The sequence below is a fragment of the Streptomyces melanosporofaciens genome (genome assembly GCF_900105695.1).
GTDB classification, from domain to species: Bacteria; Actinomycetota; Actinomycetes; order Streptomycetales; family Streptomycetaceae; genus Streptomyces; species Streptomyces antimycoticus.
In genome coordinates, this window is record NZ_FNST01000002.1 from 6,072,538 (window position 1) to 6,094,699 (window position 22,162).

Genomic DNA, 22,162 nt, shown 5'->3' on the forward strand with positions numbered 1-22,162 from the left:
CGTTGGTGGCGAACCCGCCCTTTTCCGTCTTCCGGAAGGCTGTACGGGTGGTAAAAAATCCGTAAACGCCTTGGGGGAGGGTGAGTTGGGAAGCGCGCCGCTATGGGCGATCGGGCGCCGCCGTGTGCTCCGCGGCCGAGGCGGAGAAGGAGTCGGGCGCGCGCAAGGCGATGATCATGGTCGTGAGCGTCCCTTCCGCCGCGGTCCGAAGGCGTAAGCGGAAGCTGAGTTCCGGGCCGGAGCGACCCCGTCGCCTTCCCCGATTTCGCGCGGACGATCTCGCCCGGGATACCGCGTCAGGAACGCGCGCGGAGTGAACTGCTGATCGAATGCGAACCGAACTGACGTGGTGAAGAAGGCGCCCGCACCGGAGGCGGGGAGCCATCGCGAGAGATCGTTGTCGACCAGGCGCGGGCGCTTTTCGGGGAAAGCGCGTCCCGTCGTGATGTCGACGAGAAAACAGGCGAGGTGCGGGAGGACCCGAGGGGCGAGGTCCGTGGGAACCGCCCGGTCCGGGCTTCTCGGAGCCGACCTGGCCTCATCGCGAAAGCGCGCGGCCCGGCTGCCCGGATATGGGAGACAAGGGCGGTATCGCTCTTGAGGTAACCACCCTTGCTTCCGCCGCATCCTATTCGTATGGGCCGGACGGTGTGAGCGGATCGCCTCCGGGTGAACCGCGCGGCCACCATCCCGTGTGACGGCGACATCCTCCGGCTGAGCCGCGGAAACCCCGGGACGGCCGAACGCCCCGGCGCCGCCGACCGGAATGCCGCGACCCGTTTTCCCCCGGCGTTCGGCGCTCTCCCGGCGGGCCGAAGTGGAAATCCACGGTGCCGACCGGTCGGTTTTCTCTGCGCTCCTGGTGGAACAGGTGGGACGGTCCGTTTCCCGGCACCGCCCGAGGCGGGTGAGAACGCAATCTCACCCCCGCTAAGAGCGTTTACCGCGAGGCGGCGCCGAGTACGGCGATCGGTGATTCCCCGGCCATTGTGAGAGCACTCCCGCGCCTTCTTCCCGAATGAATGTCCGACGTATGTGCGGACGCTCCTCCGCGTCGTCCGCTGACCCGGACGGTGGGCGCTGAGCCATCCGGCGGGGCAACCCCGCGGATCTGTGGCAGGGTCGGGGGACTAGCAGTTGAACCAGAGCCACTGTCACCGCCGCTGTTCACTAAACGGAGGCGCTGTATCGTGTGCGTGTACGCCGGGTTGTCGAGCGGCGCAGCATCAGGGAGGGGGACGCGTGTCGCCAGGGGAAGCGCACGTCGCACCGTACTCACGGCGCGAGCGCCTGCGCATCGCGACCATCCGTGAAATCAAGGACGTCGCCCGGACGCTCCTGGTTCAGGAGGGCCCGGAAAATGTGACCATCCGCGCCATCGCGCGTGAGATGGGCATGACCGCGCCGGCCGTCTACCGCTACTTCAGTAGTCGGGATGCGCTGATCCTTCAGCTGCGTGTGGACATTTTCGAGGAGATGGCCCGCTTCATGCGCGGGGTCCTCGGTCAGCATCCCGAGGAGGAGCCGGGCCGCCGGTGGATCAGCGGGGCCCGGGCGCTCCGCGTCTGGGCGATCAAGCACCCCCATGAGTTCGGGCTCATCCTCGGCCCGTGGGCTCCGGGGCTCGGCCGTGAGGAGACCAAGCCCGAGCGCCATATGAGCTGGGTCTTCGGCTCCGTCTTCTCCGATCTGGTCGCCGATCTGTGGCGGGTGCGCGGTTTCCCCGCCCCGGAGGTCGAGGAGCTCGACCCCGGGCTCGCGCGCACCCTCACCGCGCTCAGCGAGGACCAGGACGTCGACATGCCCCCCGGCGCCATCGCCGTGATGCTCCGCTGCTGGGTGCGGCTGTACGGAGTGATCTCCATGGAGGCGCTCGGCCATATGTCCTTCGCGCTCTCCGAGGGCCAGCACTTCTTCGAGTTCGAGCTCCGCGACCTGTGCCGGGTGCTGGACATCGCCGAGTTCTACGAAGAGGTCGTCTGAGGCCACGCGATGGCCCCCGGAGACCGGACCGGGGGCGTTCGCCGGTCACCCGCCCGGCGCCGCATCGGAGGTCACATCGGGGTATCGCCCCGTACACGTGTACACCGAGAGGCGTAAGCTGTGGCAATCACCGTCCGGATCATGCCGGAGCCGGGCCGTTGTCCCCTGTTCGGGGGTCAGGGGCCGGAGCCCGTTGACAAGACGGAGCGGCGTGTCCGGATCGTGCCGACCCTGGTAACCGGTGTAGAACGGGGGATGTGACGGCATTGGCTAGACGGCCCATCTCCAGCGCTCCCGCGGGGCCCGGTCGCCGGGATCCACGTGGCGTCCTGGGTCTCGCCCGTACGCCTGGCTGTCCACGGTGACCGTCGAGGACGAGCGCAGCGGGTCCCATACCACGTCGAGCAGCCACAGCGGCGGGCAGGAAGCCGCTCGTGCCGTGCTCGACAAGGCCGCCCACGAGAACTTCCCCGTGGCCCCCTTCTTCCTGCCCCGCGCCTGGCGCACCGATCTGATGGCCGTCTACGGCTACGCCCGGCTGGTCGACGACATCGGCGACGGCGATCTGGCCCCCGGCGGCGCCGACGCCGAGCTGCTCGGACTGGACCGCGACCAGGCGGGCGACGCGCTCGCGATGCTGGACGCGTTCGAGGCCGACCTCCACCGGGTCTTCCAGCCCTTCGGGGAGCCGCGCCATCCGCTGCTGGCGGCCCTGCGCCCCACCGTCCACCGCCACGGGTTCACCCCCGAGCCCTTCCGCGGCCTGATCGAGGCCAACCGCCAGGACCAGCGGATCCGGCGGTACGCCACCTACCAGGAGCTTCTCGACTACTGCGAGCTGTCCGCCAACCCGGTCGGACGGCTCGTCCTCGGCATCACCGGCACCGCGAGCCCCGAGCGGATCCGCCACTCGGACGCCATCTGCACCGCCCTGCAGATCATCGAGCATCTGCAGGACGTGGCCGAGGACCTCCGCAGGGACCGCGTCTATCTGCCCGCCGAGGACATGAAACGCTTCGGTGTGACCGAGGCCGACCTCGCCGCCCCCACGGGCGGCGCACGGTTGCGCGCGCTGGTCGCGAAGGAGGCGGAACGCGCCGCCGCCCTGCTGAATGAAGGCACCCCCCTGGTGGGTAGCGTCCACGGCAGGCTCAAGGTGCTGCTCGCCGGATTCGTGGCCGGGGGGCGGGCCGCTTTGCGGGCGGTCGCGGCCGCGGGACATGACGTACTCCCTGGACCGCCCAGGCCCACCAAGCTCAGCCTGCTGCGCGAGGTGGGGGCGACACTGCGAAGAGAGGGGTGAGCCGGACCGTGAAGGGATCTCCGCACGCGTCCGCGCCAGTGCTCGCGGCGTACCGCTATTGCGAGGCCGTGACCGGGCACCAGGCCCGCAACTTCGCCTACGGCATCAGGCTGCTGCCGACGGAGAAGCGCCATGCGATGTCGGCCCTGTACGCCTTCTCCCGCCGGGTGGACGACATCGGCGACGGCCCCCTCGACCCGGAGGCCAAGCGGGCCCGGCTGGCGGACACCCGGGCCCTGCTGGACCGGATGCGGGGCGGCGGGATCGAGGAGGACGACACCGACCCCGTCGCCGTCGCCCTCGCCCATGCCGCACACCGCTTCCCGATCCCGCTCGACGCACTGGACGAGCTGATCGACGGCGTGCTGATGGACGTGGCCGGGCAGACCTACGAGACCTGGGACGACCTCAAGGTCTACTGCCGCTGTGTGGCGGGCGCCATCGGACGGCTGTCGCTCGGCGTCTTCGGTACCACCCCCGGCACCGGCCACAGCGAGGACGAGCTCGAGCGGGCCCCCTACTACGCCGACACCCTCGGGCTGGCCCTGCAGCTGACCAACATCCTCCGGGACGTCCGCGAGGACGCCGCCACCGGGCGCACCTATCTGCCCGCCGACGACCTGGCCAAATTCGGCTGCGCCGACGCGTTCCGCGGCTCCACCGCACCGCCGGACGCCGACTTCACCGGTCTGGTCCACTTCGAGGTGCGCCGGGCCAGGGCGCTCTTCGCCGAGGGCTTCCGGCTGCTGCCGCTGCTGGACCGGCGCAGCGGGGCGTGTGTGTCCGCGATGGCGGGCATCTACAGCAGACTCCTGGACCGGATCGCCAAGGATCCCGCGGCCGTCCTGCGCGGCCGCGTCTCGCTGCCGGGGCACGAGAAGGCGTATGTGGCGATGCGCGGGCTGGCCGGTCTTGACGCCCGCGCGGTCGAGCGCCGCGGCACCGGGAGGCCGGTGTGACCCACTCGACCCTGGGCCCCGCCCCGGCCACCGGCCGACGCCCCGCCGGGCAAAGCGCGCTGGTGATCGGCGGCGGGCTCGCCGGTACGGCGGCGGCGCTCGCGCTGGCCGACGCCGGGCTGCGGGTCACCCTGGTCGAGGGCCGCCCCCGGCTGGGCGGCCTTGCCTTCTCCTTCCACCGCTCCTCCCCGGCGGGCGAGCTGACCGTCGACAACGGCCAGCATGTCCACCTGCGCTGCTGCACCGCCTACCAGTGGTTCCTGGACCGGGTCGGCGCCGCCCGACTCGCCCCGCTCCAGGGCCGGTTGGACATCCCCGTCCTCGACGTCCAGGGGCGGAGCGGGCGGCGGCTCGGCCGGCTGCGCCGCACCGCCCTGCCGGTGCCGCTCCATCTGTCCAAGAGCCTGGCCACCTACCCCCATCTCTCCCTCGCCGAGCGCGCCCAGGTGGGCCGCGCCGCGCTCGCCCTGGGCCGGCTCGACCCGCAGGACCCGGCGCTGGACGGGGTGGACTTCGCCGGCTGGCTGCGCCGCCACGGCCAGTCGCCGCGCGCCGTCGAGGCCCTGTGGGACCTGGTCGGCGTGGCCACGCTCAACGCCACCGCGCCGAACGCCTCGCTGGGCCTTGCCGCGATGGTCTTCAAGACCGGGCTGCTCTCCCGGCCCGACGCCGCCGACATCGGCTGGGCCCGCGCCCCGCTCGGCGAGCTGCACCACACCCACGCCCACCGCGCCCTGGACGCGGCGGGCGTGACGACCGAGCTGCGCACCCGGGTCACCGCCGTGGCCCGCACCCCCGAGGGCCGCTGGAGCGTGGCCATGGCCGGGCGGCCGGGGCACGAGCCGCCGACCGAGGTGGACGTGCTGGTCCTGGCCGTACCGCAGCGCGAGGCGCACGCCCTGCTGCCCGACGGCGCCCTGAAGGACCCCGGGAAGCTGCTGCGCATCGGCACCGCGCCGATCCTCAATCTGCATGTGATCTACGACCGCACGGTGCTGCGCCGCCCGTTCTTCGCCGCGATCGGCTCCCCCGTCCAGTGGGTCTTCGACCGTACGGACGCCTCGGGGCTCAAGAACGCGCCCGGGGCCGGGGGCAGCCAGTATCTGGCGGTGTCGCAGTCCGCCGCGTACGACGACATCGACCGCCCGGTGGCCGAGCTGCGCGACCGCTATCTGCCTGAGCTGGAGCGGCTGCTTCCGGTCGCCCGCGGGGCAGAGGTGCGCGACTTCTTCGTCACCCGGGAGCGCACCGCCACCTTCGCCCCCGTTCCCGGCGTCGGCCTTCTGCGGCCGTCTGCCCCGACCGACGCGCCCGGTCTCTACCTGGCCGGCGCGTGGACCGCCACCGGCTGGCCCGCGACCATGGAGGGCGCCGTGCGCAGCGGTCTTTCCGCCGCCCGGGCGGCCCTCGGCCACCTCGGCCGCCCGCATGTGAACCCTCTCCCCGCCCCGGGCGGGGAGTCGCCCAAGGAGGCGGCATGAGCACCACCACCAAGAACAGAGGAGAGACCGTGACCCCGGCGACCCCAGCTGTCGACACCGCAGGAGTCATGGCGCTGCTGGAGCGCGGCCGCACGCTCGCCACGCCGGTGCTGCGCGCCGCCGTGGACCGGCTGGCCCCGCCCATGGACACCGTCGCCGCGTACCACTTCGGCTGGATCGACGCCGAGGGCAACCCGGCGGAGGGCGACGGCGGCAAGGCCGTGCGCCCCGCGCTCGCCCTGCTGTCGGCCGAGGCGGCGGGCGCCGCGCCCGAGGCCGGGGTGCCCGGCGCGGTCGCGGTCGAGCTGGTGCACAACTTCTCGCTGCTCCACGACGACCTGATGGACGGTGACGAGCAGCGCCGCCACCGCGACACCGTCTGGAAGGTGCATGGCCCGGCCCAGGCCATCCTGGTCGGTGACGCCCTGTTCGCCCTGGCCAACGAGATACTGCTGGAGCTCGGCACCGCGGACGCCGGGCGGGCCACCCGCCGGCTCACCGCCGCCACCCGCAAACTCATCGACGGCCAGGCCCAGGACATCTCCTACGAGCACCGCGAGCGGGTCACCGTCGAGGAGTGCCTGGAGATGGAGGGCAACAAGACCGGCGCCCTGCTCGCCTGCGCCGCCTCCATCGGCGCCGTGCTCGGCGGCGCCGACGACCACACCGCCGACACCCTGGAGCGCTACGGCTACCACCTGGGCCTCGCCTTCCAGGCCGTCGACGACCTGCTCGGCATCTGGGGCGACCCGGAGGCGACCGGCAAGCGGACCTGGAGCGATCTGCGTCAGCGCAAGAAGTCCCTGCCCGTGGTCGCCGCGCTCGCCGCCGGGGGCCCGGACTCCGAGCGGCTCGCCCAGATCCTCGCGGCCGACGCGCACAAGCCCGAAGAGGAATTCGCCGACTTCTCGGAGGAGGAGTTCGCCGTCCGCGCCGCGCTGATCGAACAGTCAGGTGGCCGGGACTGGACCTCCCAGGAGGCCCGCCGACAGCATGCGACCGCCATGGAGGCGCTGGACTCGGTGGACATGCCCGCCGAGATCCGGGCCCGGTTCGTGGCGCTCGCCGATTTCGTCGTCGTACGAGAGAGATGATCGCCATGGACCGCTAGTTCGCAGTCGCCGGCCGGCATCCAGCCGGGGTGCCGGCCGACGGAAGCCCCAAAGACGGCAGCTGAGCACACTGCAGAGGGGAAGCCATGACAGCGACACCGACCGTCCAACCCTCCGAGTCATCCGAGTCCAAGACCTTAAGTGTCGCCCGTGAGGCGACGGCCCGTGCGGTGGAGCACCTGCTGTCCCGCCAGGACGAGCGGGGCTGGTGGAAGGGCGACCTGGAGACCAACGTCACCATGGACGCCGAGGATCTGATGCTCCGGCAGTTCCTCGGTATCCAGGACCCCGACACCCTCGACGCCGCGGCCCGCTTCCTCCGCTCCCAGCAGGGCGCCGACGGCACCTGGGCCTCCTTCCACGGCGGTCCGCCCGAGCTCTCCACCACCATCGAGGCGTATGTCGCCCTGCGGCTGGCCGGGGACGAGCCCGACGCGCCCCATATGGCCGCCGCCTCCGCCTGGGTGCGCTCCCGGGGCGGCATCGCCGCCGGCAGGGTGTTCACCCGGATCTGGCTGGCCCTCTTCGGCTGGTGGCGCTGGGAGGATCTGCCCGAGCTGCCACCGGAGATCATCTACTTCCCGAAGTGGCTGCCGCTCAACATCTACGACTTCGGCTGCTGGGCCCGGCAGACCATCGTGCCGCTGACGATCGTCTCGGCCAAACGCCCGGTGCGCCCGGCCCCCTTCCCCCTCGACGAGCTCCACACCGACCCTCGCAGACCCAATCCGCCCCGCCCGCCGGCCCCCATCGCCTCCTGGGACGGCGCCTTCCAGCGGCTGGACCGGGCCCTGCACGCCTACCACAAGGTCGCCTTCCGCCCGCTGCGCCGGGCCGCGCTGCGCTCCTGCGCCCGCTGGATCGTGGAGCGGCAGGAGAACGACGGCTGCTGGGGCGGCATCCAGCCACCCGCCGTCTACTCCGTCATCGCCCTCCATCTGCTCGGCTACGACCTCGACCACCCGGTGATGCGCGCCGGTCTGGAGTCGCTGGACCGCTTCGCGGTGTGGCGCGAGGACGGCAGCCGGATGATCGAAGCCTGTCAGTCCCCGGTCTGGGACACCTGCCTGGCCGCCATCGCGCTCGCCGACGCCGGGCTCGCACCCGACCACCCGGCGCTGGTCAAGGCCGCCGACTGGATGCTGGCCGAGCAGATCGACCGGCCCGGCGACTGGTCGGTGCGGCGGCCCGGCCTCCCCTCCGGCGGCTGGGCGTTCGAATTCCACAACGACAACTACCCCGACATCGACGACACCGCCGAGGTCGTCCTGGCGCTGCGCCGGGTCGATCACCCCGAGCCCGAGCGGATCGAGGCGGCCGTACGGCGCGCCATGCGCTGGACCCTGGGCATGCAGTCCAAGAACGGCGCGTGGGGCGCGTTCGACGTCGACAACACCAGCCCGCTCCCCAACAAGCTGCCGTTCTGCGACTTCGGTGAGGTCGTCGACCCGCCGTCGGCCGATGTCACCGCGCATGTCGTCGAGATGCTCGCCCACGAAGGGAGGACGTACGACGCCCGCACCCGGCGCGGTATCGCCTGGCTGCTGTCCGAGCAGGAGCCGAGCGGCGCCTGGTTCGGCCGCTGGGGCACCAACTACGTCTACGGCACCGGATCCGTCATCCCCGCGCTGATCGCCGCGGGCGTCCCCGCCTCCCATCCGGCGGTCCGCCGGGCCGTCCGCTGGCTGGAGAGCGTCCAGAACGAGGACGGTGGCTGGGGCGAGGACCAGCGCTCGTACCTCGACGCCGAGTGGATGGGCCGGGGCGCCTCCACCGCCTCGCAGACGGCGTGGGCGCTGCTGGCGCTGCTGGCGGCGGGGGAGCGGGACGGCGCGGCCGTCGAGCGCGGGGTCACCTGGCTCGCCGAGACCCAGCGGGAGGACGGCTCCTGGGACGAGCCGTACTTCACCGGCACCGGCTTCCCCTGGGACTTCTCCATCAACTACCACCTGTACCGGCAGGTCTTCCCGGTCACGGCACTGGGCCGGTATGTCCACGGCGAGCCCACCGGGGCGCGACCGCGGAGCGGCTGATGTCCGCCGATCCGGCCCCGGAGGCCGGCGGTGCTCCGCTGCTGATCGCCTGTGCGCTCGGCATCGAGCGGTTCGCCCTGCGCGGCGCCGGTCCCGGCGCCGCCGCCGGGCCCGTGACCGTGCTCCGCACGGGCATGGGGCCGCAGGCTGCCGAGCGCGCCGTGGGCCGGGCGCTGACCGGAAGGTCCGGTGAGCCCGGAGAGCCGGCGGTGTGCGGAGTGCCGCGCACCGCCGTCATCGCCACCGGCTTCTGTGCCGGACTGGCCCCCGGGATGCACCCCGGGGACATCGTTGTCGCCGACGAGACCCGCGATCCGGCGGGCCGCACCGTATGCACCGGCACCCGGATCCTCGCCGACGCCCTGTCACGTCCGCTCTCCGGCGGCCTCCGCTGGAGAGTTCACATCGGCCCCGTCGTGGGCTCCGACCATGTGGTGCGCGGCGCGGAGCGGGCCGCGCTGCACAGCACCGGCGCCATCGCGGTGGACATGGAGTCCGCCGCGACCCTGCGCACCGCCGTCAGCCACGGCGTCCGTCCGGTTGCGGCCGTCCGGGTGGTCGTGGACGCTCCTGAACATGAACTCGTCCGTATCGGCACGCTGCGCGGTGGAATATCAGCTTTCCGGGTATTGCGGACAGTTCTTCCTGCTTTCTTTCACTGGCACCGTTCTTCGCTGCTCCCAGGAGGTGAGCTAGATGGCCATGCCTCTCCGCCAGACCATCCGGGTCGCGACGTATCTCTTTGAACAGAAGATGATCAAGCGGCGGGACAAGTTCCCGCTGATCGTCGAGCTCGAGCCGCTGTTCGCGTGCAATCTCAAGTGCGAGGGCTGCGGAAAGATCCAGCATCCGGCAGGGGTCCTCAAGCAGCGCATGCCCGTCGCCCAGGCGGTCGGCGCGGTGCTGGAGTCGGGTGCGCCGATGGTGTCCATCGCGGGCGGCGAGCCCCTGATGCACCCACAGATCGACGAGATCGCACGGCAGCTCGTGCAGCGGAAGAAGTACGTCTTCCTGTGCACCAACGCGATGCTGCTGCGGAAGAAGATGCATCTGTTCACCCCCTCCCCGTACTTCGCCTTCGCGGTGCACATCGACGGGCTGCGGGAGCGGCACGACGAATCGGTGGCGAAGGAGGGGGTGTTCGACGAGGCGGTGGAGGCCATCAAGGAGGCCAAGCGGCGCGGCTTCCGGGTCACCACCAATTCCACGTTCTTCAATACCGACACCCCGCAGACCGTCGTCGACGTGCTCGACTTCCTCAATGACGAGCTCGAGGTGGACGAGATGATGATCTCGCCCGCCTACGCCTATGAGAAGGCGCCCGACCAGGAGCACTTCCTGGGCGTCGAGCAGACCCGCGAGCTGTTCCGCAAGGCGTTCGCCGGAGGCAACCGGCGCCGCTGGCGGCTCAACCACAGCCCGCTCTTCCTCGACTTCCTCGAGGGCAAGGCGGACTTCCCGTGCACCGCGTGGGGTATCCCCAACTACTCGCTCTTCGGCTGGCAGCGCCCCTGCTATCTGATGAGCGACGGCTATGTCCCGACCTACCGCCAGCTGGTCGAGGAGACCGACTGGGACAAGTACGGCCGCGGCAAGGATCCGCGCTGCGACAACTGCATGGCCCACTGCGGCTATGAGCCCACCGCGGTCCTGGCGACCATGGGCTCCCTCAAGGAGTCGCTGCGCGCCGCCCGGGAGACCGCCGGCGGAAACCACGGGTGACCCCATGAGTTCAGCAGAACCGGTCGCACTCGGCCTGCCCGCCATGCCGGGCAGGCCGCTCGCCCCACGCCGGGTCTCGCGCCGTCTCCAGGTCGGTCCGGTGGCCGTGGGTGGCGACGCGCCGATCTCGGTGCAGTCGATGACGACGACGGTGACGGCGGATATCGGGGCGACGCTGCAGCAGATCGCGGAGCTGACGGCGTCGGGCTGTCAGATCGTGCGGGTGGCGTGTCCGTCGCAGGATGACGCGGACGCGTTGCCGGTGATCGCGAAGAAGTCGCAGATTCCGGTGATCGCGGATATTCATTTCCAGCCGAAGTATGTGTTCGCGGCGATCGATGCCGGGTGTGCGGCGGTGCGGGTGAATCCGGGGAACATCCGGCAGTTCGACGACAAGGTGAAGGAGATCGCGAGGGCGGCGTCGGGTGCGGGTGTGCCGATCCGTATCGGGGTGAACGCGGGGTCGCTGGACAGGCGGCTGCTGGAGAAGTACGGCAAGGCCACGCCGGAGGCGTTGGTGGAGTCGGCGTTGTGGGAGTGCTCGCTGTTCGAGGAGCACGGTTTTCGGGATATCAAGATCTCGGTGAAGCACAACGATCCGGTGGTGATGGTCAATGCCTACCGTCAGCTCGCGGCGCAGTGTGACTATCCGCTGCATCTTGGGGTGACGGAGGCGGGTCCGGCGTTCCAGGGGACGATCAAGTCGGCGGTGGCGTTCGGTGCGCTGCTGAGTGAGGGGATCGGGGACACGATCCGGGTCTCGCTGTCGGCGCCTCCGGCGGAGGAGGTCAAGGTCGGGATCCAGATTCTGGAGTCGCTGAATCTGCGGCAGCGGCGGCTGGAGATCGTTTCGTGTCCGTCGTGTGGGCGGGCGCAGGTGGATGTGTACAAGCTGGCGGATGAGGTGACGGCCGGGCTGGAGGGCATGGAGGTTCCGCTGCGGGTCGCGGTGATGGGGTGTGTGGTGAACGGCCCCGGTGAGGCGCGCGAGGCGGATCTGGGTGTCGCTTCGGGCAATGGCAAGGGGCAGATCTTCGTGAAGGGCGAGGTCATCAAGACCGTGCCGGAGTCGAAGATCGTGGAGACCTTGATCGACGAGGCCATGAACATCGCGCGGCGCATGGAGGACGAGGGGGTCCCGTCGGGCACCCCGGACGTCACCGTGGGCTGATACACGAGGAGGGGAACCGACCATGCCGTTGCTGGAGAACATCCGGGGCCCGCACGACCTCAAGGCGCTGACCGGTGAGGAACTGGACGTGCTCGCCCAGGAGATCAGGGAGTTCCTGATCGACGCGGTGGCCAGGACCGGAGGCCATCTGGGACCGAATCTCGGCGTGGTCGAGCTGTCCATAGCCCTGCACCGCGTCTTCGACTCGCCCGCCGATCGCATCCTGTGGGACACCGGCCACCAGTCCTACGTCCACAAACTGCTCACCGGCCGCCAGGACTTCTCCAAACTCCGCCACAAGGGCGGACTGTCCGGCTATCCGTCACGGGCCGAATCCGAGCACGACGTCATCGAGAACAGCCACGCCTCCACCGTGCTGGGCTGGGCCGACGGCCTCGCCAAGGCCAATGAGGTGCGCGGCGCCACCGACCATGTCGTCGCCGTCATCGGGGACGGGGCGCTGACCGGCGGTATGGCCTGGGAGGCGCTCAACAACATCGCCGCCGCCCGGGACCGCCCGCTGGTCATCGTCGTCAACGACAACGAGCGCTCCTACGCGCCGACCATCGGCGGGCTCGCCAACCACCTCGCCACCCTCCGCACCACCGACGGCTACGAGCGCTTCCTGGCCTGGGGCAAGGAGGTGCTGCAACGCACCCCCGTGGTCGGCCAGCCGCTGTACGGCTCGCTGCACGGCGCCAAGAAGGGGTTCAAGGACGCCTTCGCCCCGCAGGGCATGTTCGAGGACCTCGGGCTGAAGTACGTCGGCCCCATCGACGGCCATGACACCGAGGCGGTCGAGTCGGCCCTGCGCCGCGCCAAGCGGTTCCACGGCCCGGTCCTCGTCCACTGCCTCACCGAGAAGGGGCGGGGCTACCGGCCCGCGCTGGAGGACGAGGCGGATCGTTTCCACACCGTCGCCGCCATGGACCCGCTCACCTGCGCGCCCCTCATCCCCTCCGGCGGCCGCTCGTGGACGTCGGTGTTCGGGGAGGAGATGGTGCGGATCGGCGCCGAGCGGCCCGATGTGGTCGCCCTCACCGCCGCGATGCTGCACCCCGTGGGCCTCGCCGGCTTCGCCGAGGCGTATCCCGAGCGGGTGTGGGACGTCGGCATCGCCGAGCAGCACGGGGCGGTCTCGGCGGCCGGTCTCGCCACCGGCGGACTCCACCCGGTCTTCGCCGTCTACGCCACCTTCCTCAACCGCGCCTTCGACCAGCTGCTCATGGATATCGCCCTGCACCGCTGCGGGGTGACCTTCGTCCTGGACCGGGCCGGTGTCACCGGCACCGACGGGCCGAGCCACAACGGCATGTGGGACATGTCCGTCCTCCAGGTGGTGCCGGGGCTGCGGATCGCCGCCCCGCGCGACGCCGACCAACTGCGCGCCCAGTTGCGCGAGGCGATCGACGTGGACGACGCGCCGACCGTCATCCGCTTCCCCAAGGAGTCGGTGGGGCAGCCCATCGCGGCCATCGACCGCGTCGGCGGGATGGACGTCCTGCGCCGGGGCGAGGACGTCCTCCTCGTCGCGGCCGGGGTCATGGCCACCGTCGCGCTGCGCGCCGCGGAGCTGCTGGCCGAGCGCGGCATCGGCTGCACGGTCGTCGATCCGCGCTGGGTCAAGCCGGTCGACCCCGAGCTGCCCGGACTCGCGGCGCGCCACCGGCTGGTGGCCGTCGTCGAGGACAATGTGCGCACCGGCGGGGTGGGCGCGGCGGTCGCCCAGACGCTCGCGGACGCCGAAGTCGACCTGCCGGTGCGGACGTTCGGCATCCCCGAGGCGTTCCTGCCCCATGCCAAGCGCGGTGAGGTGCTCGCCGACATCGGGCTCACCCCCGCCGAGATCGCGGGCCGGATCGGGGCGGCCCTGACCCGTGTCGCGGTCCGCCCGGAGCGCGCGAGCACCGCCGCCGGGGCCCGCAGTGCCACCCGGGCCCGTACCGTCGCCGCCAAGGAGAGCCAGGCATGACAGCAGCCGAGCAGCAGCGGCGTTCGGGCTTCGACCTCGGGAAGCTGCTGGCCGAGCGCGCCTCGGAGCGGTACGACCTGCACACCCGGCATCTCAACCACCAACTGCCCCGGATGCTGCAGACCATCGGATTCGACAAGGTCTACGAGCGGGGCGAGGGCGCGTACTTCTGGGACGACGAGGGTCAGGACTACCTCGACATGCTCGCCGGCTTCGGGGTGATGGGGCTGGGCCGCCACCACCCCGTCGTCCGCAAGGCGCTGCACGACGTCCTGGACGCCGACCTGGCCGATCTGACCCGCTTCGACTGCCAGCCGCTGCCCGGTCTGCTGGCCGAGCGGCTGCTGTCCCACGCCCCGCATCTGGACCGGGTCTTCTTCGGCAACAGCGGCACCGAGGCCGTCGAGACGGCCCTGAAGTTCGCCCGCTACGCCACCCGTAAGCCGCGCATCCTCTACTGCGCCCACGCCTTCCACGGGCTGACCACCGGCTCGCTGTCGGTCAACGGCGAGGACGGCTTTCGCAAGGGGTTCGCCCCGCTGCTGCCCGACACCGCCATCGAGATGGGCGATCTCGACGCGCTGGAGCGGGAGCTGGCGCGCGGGGACGTGGCGGCGTTCGTGGTGGAGCCCATCCAGGGCAAGGGGGTGCACGAGACCCCGCCCGGCTTTCTGCGCGCCGCGCAGGAGCTGCTCCACCGCCACAAGGCGCTGCTCATCGCGGACGAGGTGCAGACCGGCCTCGGCCGCACCGGCGACTTCTTCGCCTACAGCCACGAGGAGGGCGTCGAACCGGATCTGGTGTGCGTGGCCAAGGCCCTCTCCGGCGGCTATGTGCCGGTCGGCGCGACCCTCGGCAAGGACTGGATCTTCCGGAAGGTCTACTCCTCGATGGACCGGGTGCTGGTCCACTCGGCCAGCTTCGGCGCCAACGCCCAGGCCATGGCGGCCGGTCTCGCCGTCCTCGCCGTCATGGAGGACGAGCGGATCGTGGCCAACGCCCGTCGCACCGGCGATCTGCTGCGCGAGCGCCTCGCCGCGCTCGTGGACCGCTACGAGCTGCTGCACGACGTCCGCGGCCGGGGGCTGATGATCGGCATCGAGTTCGGCAGGCCCAGCTCACTGGGGCTGCGCAGCCGGTGGGCGATGCTGCAGACGGCACGCAAGGGGCTGTTCGCGCAGATGGTCGTCGTTCCGCTGCTGCGGCGCCATCGCATCCTCACCCAGGTGTCCGGGGACCATCTGGAGGTCATTAAGCTGATTCCGCCGCTGATCATCGGCGAGCGGGAAGTGGACCGGTTCGTCGAGGCGTTCACCGCGGTCATGGACGACGCACACCAGGGCGGCGGCCTGATGTGGGAGTTCGGCCGGACTCTCGTCAAACAGGCGGTGGCCAACCGCTGACCGATGGGGGATCCGGCATGACCGACGCGACCGCCGCAGCGGCCGTCAACACGATGACGGCGAGGTGGGCGCGGGCCGCCGTGGCGGACGAGGGCACGGTCTTCGCCGCCACCGGGGTCTGGCCGCTGCTCGCCCTGCTCGCGGGCGGTGCCGGCGGCCCGGCCCGCCGGGAGCTGGAGGACGCGCTGGGCGTCGGCGCCGACCGGGCCACGGCGCTCGGCGGCGAGCTGCTCGGGGCGCTGGACGGCATGGACGGTGTCGACGCGGCCACCGGGCTGTGGACCCGCCAGGACCTGCCGATCCGGTCCGAGTGGGAGGCCACCCTGCCGCCGGGCGTACGGGGTGCGCTCACCGGGGACAGCGAGCACGACCGCAAGGAGCTGGACGCCTGGGCGTCCCGGTGCACCCGGGGCGCGATCGCCGAGATGCCGGTGCCGCTCAGCCCCGCCACCCAGCTGGTGCTGGCCGGGGCGCTCACGGTGCGGACGGCCTGGCTGCAGCCGTTCCAGCCGGGCTGGCTGATGCCCAAGAGCGGACCATGGCGGGACCGGTCGCTGGCCGGGCTGACCCGGTCCATGGACGACCTCGACGGGGTGCTGCGGGTCGTCCCCGACACCCCCGCCGGTCCGCTCACCCTCTCCGGGGTCGCGGGCGGCAACGGGCTGGATGTGCATCTGGTCCTCGGCACCGAGGACGCACCGGGCGGCGAGGTGCTGGAGGCCGGGATCGGCGCGGTGGCCGGGCGGTACGAGGGATGGCCCGGCTCGGCGCTGCCGCCGGGCGCGGCCGGGCCCGGAGTCCAGGTCATGGAGGTCGAGAGCTGGGACCCCACGCCCCGGGTGACGCTCACCACCCCGGCCTTCACCGTGAAGGCCCGGCACGATCTGCTGCGCCGGGCCGAGCTGTTCGGGGTGCGTACCGCCCAGGACACCGCGCGCGGCCACTTCCCGGGGATCAGCCCGGCCGCGCTGGCGCTGTCCTCCGGAGAGCAGTCCATGACCGCCTCGTTCAGCGCCGAGGGCTTCTGGGCGGCGGCGGTGACCGCGTTCTCCATGGCGCCCGGTTCGGCGCCGCCGCGGCGGAAGGCGAAGCTGATCAGCGTGCGGTACGACCGGCCGTTCGGCTTCCTGGCCGTGCACCGCGCGACCGGTCTGGTGCTGACGGCAGGCTGGATCACCGAGCCCGAGACCGGGGCCGACACGATGTGGTGAGCCGTGAGCCGTGAGCCGTGAGCCGTGAGCCGTGAGCCGTGAGCCGTGAGCCGTGAGCCCCGGGGCGGGCGCGGAACCGGCGCTGTCGGCCCCGGGGCGGTGCCGTCAGCCGGTGAGCAGCCGCTCGCGGAGCCGCTCGCGCCGCTCGGGGGTGAGGCCGAGCCCCTCGGCGAGATAGCGGTCGGTGCCGCCCCAGGTCTCCTCGATGGTCGCGAAGGCCGCCGCCAGATATTCGGCGCGCGCGTCGAAGAGCGGCAGCAGCAGCGCCATGATCTCGGGGGACATCGGGTCGGAGCCGTCCCCAGGATCGCCCTTGCGCCAGATCTTGTAGCGCCGGTGGGCGGCGGCCGACGCGAGGTAGTCGGCCTCGATGGCCTCCCGCTCGACGCCGAGCGCCAGCAGGGTCACCGCGATGGACAGCCCCGCCCGGTCCTTGCCGGCCGAACAGTGCATCAGCACCGGTGAGCTGTCCTCCGCCATGTCGCTGAGGATCCGGCCGTGCTCGACGATCCGGGTGGTGATGATGCCGCGGTAGGAGCCGATCATGCGCTTCTCGGCCCGGCCCTCGGCGAGCAGCTTGCGCAGGGTGTCCAGATCGCCCTCGCGCACCATCGTCCAGAACCCGGCGCCGTCGGCCGGGTCGGACAGCGGCAGATTGACGTTCCGGACCCCGCTGAGCGTGACGTCCGGGCCCTCCAGCTTGATGTCGGCGGCGTTGCGGAAGTCGAAGACGGTGTGCAGTCCGAGCCCGTCGAGGAAGGCCGCGTCCGCCTCGGTGGCATGGGCGAGATGGCCGCTGCGGAACAGTACGCCGGGCCGCACACGGCGGCCGTCGGCAGCCGGCAGTCCGCCGAGATCACGGAAGTTGCGTACCCCCACCAGCTGAGTTTCGGCCTGGGGGACCTGCGGCGACTGCGACTGCTGCGTCACGGGCTCTCCTTCACCATCGGCCGCCGACGCGGCTCGTCGACGAGGCGGGCTGAGCCGACCATACGACATGGGTGCAGCGGGCAATCGGTCTCCTGCCGGTGCGAGGGCATTGCCGCACCGGCCCGCCCTCCCCGATCATGTTGACACCTGTGGAGAATTGGGGGAGCGCGATGATCGAAACCGGTGGAAGCGGTCGGCTCTGGGTACTCTCGGGGCGGCACAGCAGCTATGCCCTGCGGGTCACCGACCGTGATGAACTGCTCCATCTCCACTGGGGCTCGGGCATCGCGGTCGAGGACGCCGAGGCCCTCGCCGCCGAGCCGGGGCCGCCGGAGCGGCCGTTCGAATCACCGCTGGACGGGCGCGAGGAGTACCCCGTCGAGGGCGGCCCGCGTTTCGTCCGCCCCGCCCTGTCCGTACTCGCCGGGGGCGTACGCGGCACCGAGTGGCGCTTCGGCAGCGGCACCGTCCTGGACCCCGGCACCGGCCAGGAGCTGCGGCTGCGCTTCCACGACCCGCTGCACCACCTCGACATCACCCTGCACTACCGGATGCGGGACGACGGCGATGTCATCGAGCGCTGGACCACCCTCACCCACACCGGCGACGCCGGCCAGGAGCCCGTGGAGCTGCTGCGCGCCGACTCCGCCGCCTGGTCGCTCCCGGCGCGCGACCGCTGGCGGCTGTCCCATCTGTACGGCCGCTGGGCCGCCGAGAGCCGGCTGGCCCGCACCGAGCTCACCCCCGGCGAGAAGGTGATCGGCAGCCGCCGGGGCCACACCAGCCATCACCATCTGCCCTGGATCGCCCTGGACGGCGGGGAGGCCACCGAGGAGAGCGGCGAGGTGCACAGCTGCGCGCTCGCCTGGTCCGGGGCCTGGCGGATCGCCGTCCAGCGGCTGGCCGACGGCGCCGTCCAGGCGGTCGGCGGGGTCGGCCACGACGACGCGGGCCAGCTGCTGCTCGCGCCCGGCGAGTCGTTCACCACCCCTGTCTTCGCGGGGCTGTGGACCGACGGCGGCTTCGGGGCCGCGAGCCGCGCCTGGCACGCCTGGCAGCTCGCGCGGGTGGTCCCCGGCGCCGAGTCGTCCCGGCCGGTGCTCTACAACTCCTGGGAGGCCACCGAGTTCGAGGTCAGCGAGGAGCAGCAGCGCTCGCTCGCGCAGCTCGCCGCCACCATGGGCGTCGAGCTGTTCGTCGTCGACGACGGGTGGTTCGGGGCGCGCACCAGCGACCGGGCCGGGCTCGGCGACTGGACGGCCAACCCGGACCGCTTTCCGCACGGGCTGAAGCCGCTGGCCGACGAGGTGCACGCCCTGGGGATGCAGTTCGGCATCTGGGTCGAGCCGGAGATGGTCAACCCCGACAGCGACCTCTACCGCGCCCACCCCGACTGGGTGCAGCACCACTCCGGCCGGTCCCGCGCCGAATTCCGCAACCAGCTCGTGCTCAACCTCGCCCGCCCCGAGGTGCGCGAGTATCTGTGGGAGCGGCTGGACACCCTGCTCGCCGGTGCGCCCATCGACTATGTGAAATGGGACTTCAACCGCTCCTTCTCGGACGCCGGCTGGCCCGGCGACGCCTACCCGCGGCGGCTGTGGATCGACCACGTACGCGGGCTGTACGAGCTGCTGGAGCGGCTGCGCGCCGCACACCCCCAGGTCGCCTTCGAGTCCTGCTCGGGCGGTGGCGGCCGGATCGACCTGGGCGTCCTGGGCCGCACCGACCAGGTGTGGACCTCGGACAACACCGACCCGCTGGACCGGCTGGCCATCCAGCACGGCTTCAGCCAGCTCCACCCGGCCCGGGTGATGGCCGCCTGGGTCACCGACAGCCCCAACGCCATGGGCAACGCACGCGTCAGCTCGCTGCGCTTCCGCTTCGTCAGCGCGATGGCCGGAGTGCTGGGCGTCGGCGGCGATCTGACCCGCTGGAGCGAGGCGGAACGCGCCGAGGCCCGCGAGTGGGTGGCGCTCTACAAGCGGGTGCGCCCGGTCGTCCAGCACGGTGAGCTGTACCGGCTGCGGCCGCCGGAGGGCGACGGGCTCAGCGCGGTGCAGTACGTCAGGGGCGAGGAGACCGTGGTGCTGGCCTGGATCCAGGCGCAGCACTACGGCGACGCACCGCCCCCGCTGCGGCTGCGCGGGCTCGACCCGGCGGCCGGCTACCGGGATCTGGAGACCGGGGAGGTGCACCGGGGAGCGGTGCTCGCGCACCGGGGCCTGCGCACCGGGCTGGGCGGCGACCTCGACGCCGCCGTATTCCACCTTCGCCGAAACTGACCAGGTGGGATAGATCACCCCACGTCAAGCCCTGGTTACGATGGCGTAAGTCACGCTGTCGGGTGAATGATGTCCCGACGTGGCAGACGATAAGGAGAGATTCAGCAACGGTTCCATCGGGTCGTACGCAGCCGTCGGCGACAGCTTCACCGAGGGCGTCGGCGACCCCGGTCCTGATGGAGTGTTCGTCGGATGGGCCGACCGGCTCGCGGTCCTGCTGTCCGACCAACGACCTCACGACGATTTCCGCTACGCCAATTTGGCCGTACGCGGTCGGCTCCTTGACCAGATTGTCGCGGAGCAGGTGGCGCGCGCCATCGAGCTCGGCCCCGATCTGGTCACCTTCTGTGCGGGGGGCAATGACATCCTGCGCCCCGGCAGCGATCCCGACGATGTCGCCGAGCGCTACGAGGCGGCCGTCGCCGACCTCAAGGTGCGGGTGGGCACGGTGCTGCTGTGCACGGGCTTCGACACCAGAGGGGTGCCGGTGCTGCGTCATCTGCGGGGCAAGATCGCCACGTATACGGCGCATGTGCGGGCGATCGCCGACCGCTACGACTGCCCGGTGCTCGACCTGTGGTCGCTGCGCTCGGTGCAGGACCGCCGGGCCTGGGACGCCGACCGGCTGCATCTGTCGCCGGACGGGCACACCCGGGTCGCGCTGAGGGCCGGTCAGGTGCTCGGGCTCGACGTCCCCGCCGACCCCGATCAGCCCTGGCCCCCGGAGGGGCAGCGCACCGCCGCCGAGGTGCGCCGGGACAACATCCACTGGGCGCGCGAATATCTGGTGCCCTGGATCGGCCGACGACTGCGCGGTGAGTCGTCGGGTGACCATGTGGAGCCCAAGCGGCCGGATCTGCTGCCGCTGCGGCCCTGAACGTTCCGTGACCCGAAGCGGTCCCGGAGGAATAGGGGCAGACCCCCGTTGGCACCCCGAGGCTGACCGCCTCGTGCGCTGTCGCTGCCCCTATTCCCTCGGCACCGCTCGTTCCGAGCCCCTGTGCTCGCGCCGCTCCGGCCGCCGAACGTCGCGTCGCGCCGTGCCTGCTCCTACGTAGGTCGTGCGTGCCGTCGTGCCTGGGTCGTGCCTGGATCGTGCGTGAGTCGTACTCGTCCGTGCCTGTTCGTGCGGTCGTGGCGTCGCGGAGCCGCTACGTCGCCAGATAGGCCCAGACGGCGCGGCCCGCGCCCCCCTGGTTCGGCCTGACTCCCCAGGCCTCCGAGAGGGCCTCCACCAGCATCAGCCCGCGGCCGCCCTCCTGGTCCGCGGTCACCGACCTGGCCTCCGGCACCGTACGGGCGCAGCCCTGGTCGGCCACCTCGAGCCGCAGCCGGGTCCCTATGAGCTGCAGTGAGCAGCGGACCTCCTCGCTGGAGGTGTGGCGCACCGCGTTGGTGAACAGCTCGGAGACGATCAACTCCGCGCTGTCCCGGGTGTCCTGGTCGATGCCCCATGAGCGCAGCCGCCGGACGACATGCCTTCTCGCCTCGGCGACGGACGTGCTCAGCGCCGGCAGACGAAACACGTCGTGGCGGGGCGGAGCGACCACGGTGCCGCCGCGCCCTAACCGGAGAGCCTCATAGGAAGGAGCCACGCCGACACTATGCTCTGTCACGCTCGCGTATGGCAAGGTTCAATCTGTAAATTACAGAATCGCAAGCGCAGGCTGTTCGGAATGCTGAGCCCATGCCAGACTGCTGTGTCGTGAAGGTACTTGGAGGGGGACGGTAGTGGCGGATGCGCGGGCGGGCGGAGCCCCGACCGTCCTGCGAGTCGTGCTCGGAAAACGGCTCCAGGACCTTCGGGAGAAGGCCGGGCTGTCGTTCGAACAGGCCGGGCGCGCCCTGGACGTCACGCATGCCACGATCCGCCGGATGGAGAAGGCCGAGGTCGGCCTGAAGCTCCCGTACGTCGAGAAGCTGCTGCGGACCTACGGCGTCGCCGACCCCGAGGAGGTCGAGGGGTTCCTCTCCCTCGCGCGCGAGGCCAACAAGGCAGGCTGGTGGCACCGGTTCCGCGACGTCCTGCCGGAGTGGTTCAACACCTTCGTCAGCCTGGAGGTCGAGGCCAATCTGATCCGGGCCTACGAGCCGCATTACATTCCCGGGCTGCTGCAGACCGAGGACTACGCCCGCGCGGTGCTCCGCGCGGGCATGCCGCATGCGCCCGAGTCGGAGATCGAGCGCAATGTCGCCCTCCGTATGGAACGTCAGGCCCTGCTGACCCGGGACAACCCGCCGATGCTGTGGGTGGTCATGGACGAAACGGTGGTGCGCCGCCCCATCGGCGGTTCCGAGACCATGCGTGCCCAGATCGCGCGGTTGATCGAGGAGGCGGAGGCCCCTCATATCCGGCTGCAGATCATGCCGTTCGACGCCGGCCCGCACCCGGCGATGTACGGCCCCTTCCATATCTTCCGGTTCCCGATCCCGGAGCTGCCGGATATCGCGTACACGGAGTCGCTGGTCAGCGGCTCCTACTTCGACCAGCGCGATGACGTATCGGCATTCCTGGAGGCCCTGGACCGGATGTGCGCGCAGGCCGCGCCTGCACAGACGACTCAGGCCATTCTGAGTCGCATTCGCAAGGAGATCTGAAC

The 22,162-nt window shown here is 71.4% G+C and carries 17 protein-coding genes; 15 read left to right on the top strand and 2 right to left on the bottom strand.

The features are described 5' to 3' along the window. The first annotated feature begins 1,242 nt into the window (after positions 1-1,242). The 12 genes from BLV72_RS29115 (at position 1,243) to BLV72_RS29170 (ending at position 16,350) form a co-directional block, all read left to right on the top strand. On the top strand, positions 1,243-1,983 hold the full coding sequence (locus tag BLV72_RS29115; RefSeq protein WP_059144333.1) for a TetR/AcrR family transcriptional regulator: 741 nt from the start codon (positions 1,243-1,245) through the stop codon (positions 1,981-1,983). A 439-nt stretch (positions 1,984-2,422) separates the two neighbouring features. Next, positions 2,423-3,286 (top strand): squalene synthase HpnC, encoded by an 864-nt coding sequence (gene hpnC, locus BLV72_RS29120; RefSeq protein WP_093465965.1) that lies wholly within the window; start codon positions 2,423-2,425, stop codon positions 3,284-3,286. Further along, positions 3,283-4,245: a presqualene diphosphate synthase HpnD gene (gene hpnD, locus BLV72_RS29125; RefSeq protein ID WP_425288405.1), complete on the top strand. Its 963-nt coding sequence runs from the start codon at positions 3,283-3,285 to the stop codon at positions 4,243-4,245. The genes hpnC and hpnD overlap by 4 nt, the downstream gene beginning before the upstream one ends. Beyond that, positions 4,242-5,726, top strand: coding sequence for a hydroxysqualene dehydroxylase HpnE (gene hpnE, locus BLV72_RS29130; RefSeq protein ID WP_244321062.1), 1,485 nt, complete (start codon positions 4,242-4,244; stop codon positions 5,724-5,726). The genes hpnD and hpnE overlap by 4 nt, the downstream gene beginning before the upstream one ends. Next, positions 5,723-6,820, top strand: a complete 1,098-nt coding sequence (locus tag BLV72_RS29135; RefSeq protein WP_093465966.1) for a polyprenyl synthetase family protein — start codon at positions 5,723-5,725, stop codon at positions 6,818-6,820. Before hpnE ends, BLV72_RS29135 begins: the two co-directional genes overlap by 4 nt. Positions 6,821-6,924: 104 nt before the next feature. Beyond that, complete coding sequence (gene shc / locus BLV72_RS29140; RefSeq protein WP_093465968.1) at positions 6,925-8,871, top strand: squalene--hopene cyclase; 1,947 nt, start codon at positions 6,925-6,927, stop codon at positions 8,869-8,871. After that, positions 8,871-9,617, top strand: coding sequence for a phosphorylase family protein (locus BLV72_RS29145; protein ID WP_093465969.1), 747 nt, complete (start codon positions 8,871-8,873; stop codon positions 9,615-9,617). The genes shc and BLV72_RS29145 overlap by 1 nt, the downstream gene beginning before the upstream one ends. Beyond that, positions 9,568-10,593 carry an adenosyl-hopene transferase HpnH gene (hpnH, locus tag BLV72_RS29150; RefSeq protein ID WP_093465971.1) on the top strand — a complete coding sequence of 342 codons (1,026 nt, stop codon included), beginning with the start codon at positions 9,568-9,570 and terminating at the stop codon, positions 10,591-10,593. The genes BLV72_RS29145 and hpnH overlap by 50 nt, the downstream gene beginning before the upstream one ends. 43 nt (positions 10,594-10,636) lie before the next feature. After that, positions 10,637-11,764: a flavodoxin-dependent (E)-4-hydroxy-3-methylbut-2-enyl-diphosphate synthase gene (ispG, locus tag BLV72_RS29155; RefSeq protein WP_425288539.1), complete on the top strand. Its 1,128-nt coding sequence runs from the start codon at positions 10,637-10,639 to the stop codon at positions 11,762-11,764. Between the two features lie 22 nt (positions 11,765-11,786). Beyond that, positions 11,787-13,736 (top strand): 1-deoxy-D-xylulose-5-phosphate synthase, encoded by a 1,950-nt coding sequence (gene dxs / locus BLV72_RS29160; RefSeq protein ID WP_093465974.1) that lies wholly within the window; start codon positions 11,787-11,789, stop codon positions 13,734-13,736. Next, positions 13,733-15,139 carry an aspartate aminotransferase family protein gene (locus BLV72_RS29165; protein ID WP_093465975.1) on the top strand — a complete coding sequence of 469 codons (1,407 nt, stop codon included), beginning with the start codon at positions 13,733-13,735 and terminating at the stop codon, positions 15,137-15,139. Before dxs ends, BLV72_RS29165 begins: the two co-directional genes overlap by 4 nt. A gap of 17 nt (positions 15,140-15,156) precedes the next feature. Further along, entirely contained in the window at positions 15,157-16,350 is a 1,194-nt protein-coding gene (locus tag BLV72_RS29170; RefSeq protein ID WP_093465977.1) for a serpin family protein, read from the top strand. A 105-nt stretch (positions 16,351-16,455) separates the two neighbouring features. Here the strand turns inward: BLV72_RS29170 and BLV72_RS29175 are convergent, their stop codons facing one another. Further along, a complete protein-coding gene (locus tag BLV72_RS29175) occupies positions 16,456-17,280 on the bottom strand; it encodes a tyrosine-protein phosphatase (RefSeq protein ID WP_093465978.1) in 825 nt (274 codons plus the stop codon). A 170-nt stretch (positions 17,281-17,450) separates the two neighbouring features. Between BLV72_RS29175 and BLV72_RS29180 the strand changes: the two genes are divergently transcribed. Further along, positions 17,451-19,562, top strand: a complete 2,112-nt coding sequence (locus BLV72_RS29180; protein ID WP_093465980.1) for an alpha-galactosidase — start codon at positions 17,451-17,453, stop codon at positions 19,560-19,562. 79 nt (positions 19,563-19,641) lie between these two features. Then, positions 19,642-20,439: an SGNH/GDSL hydrolase family protein gene (locus BLV72_RS29185; RefSeq protein WP_093465981.1), complete on the top strand. Its 798-nt coding sequence runs from the start codon at positions 19,642-19,644 to the stop codon at positions 20,437-20,439. Between the two features lie 274 nt (positions 20,440-20,713). On the opposite strand, the gene BLV72_RS29190 is transcribed toward BLV72_RS29185, so the two are convergent. After that, the gene (locus BLV72_RS29190; RefSeq protein WP_237298680.1) at positions 20,714-21,157 is read right to left on the bottom strand and encodes an ATP-binding protein; all 444 of its coding nucleotides are present in this window, start codon (positions 21,155-21,157) and stop codon (positions 20,714-20,716) included. 136 nt (positions 21,158-21,293) lie between these two features. Between BLV72_RS29190 and BLV72_RS29195 the strand changes: the two genes are divergently transcribed. Next, a complete protein-coding gene (locus tag BLV72_RS29195) occupies positions 21,294-22,160 on the top strand; it encodes a helix-turn-helix domain-containing protein (RefSeq protein WP_093465983.1) in 867 nt (288 codons plus the stop codon). Positions 22,161-22,162: the final 2 nt, after the last annotated feature.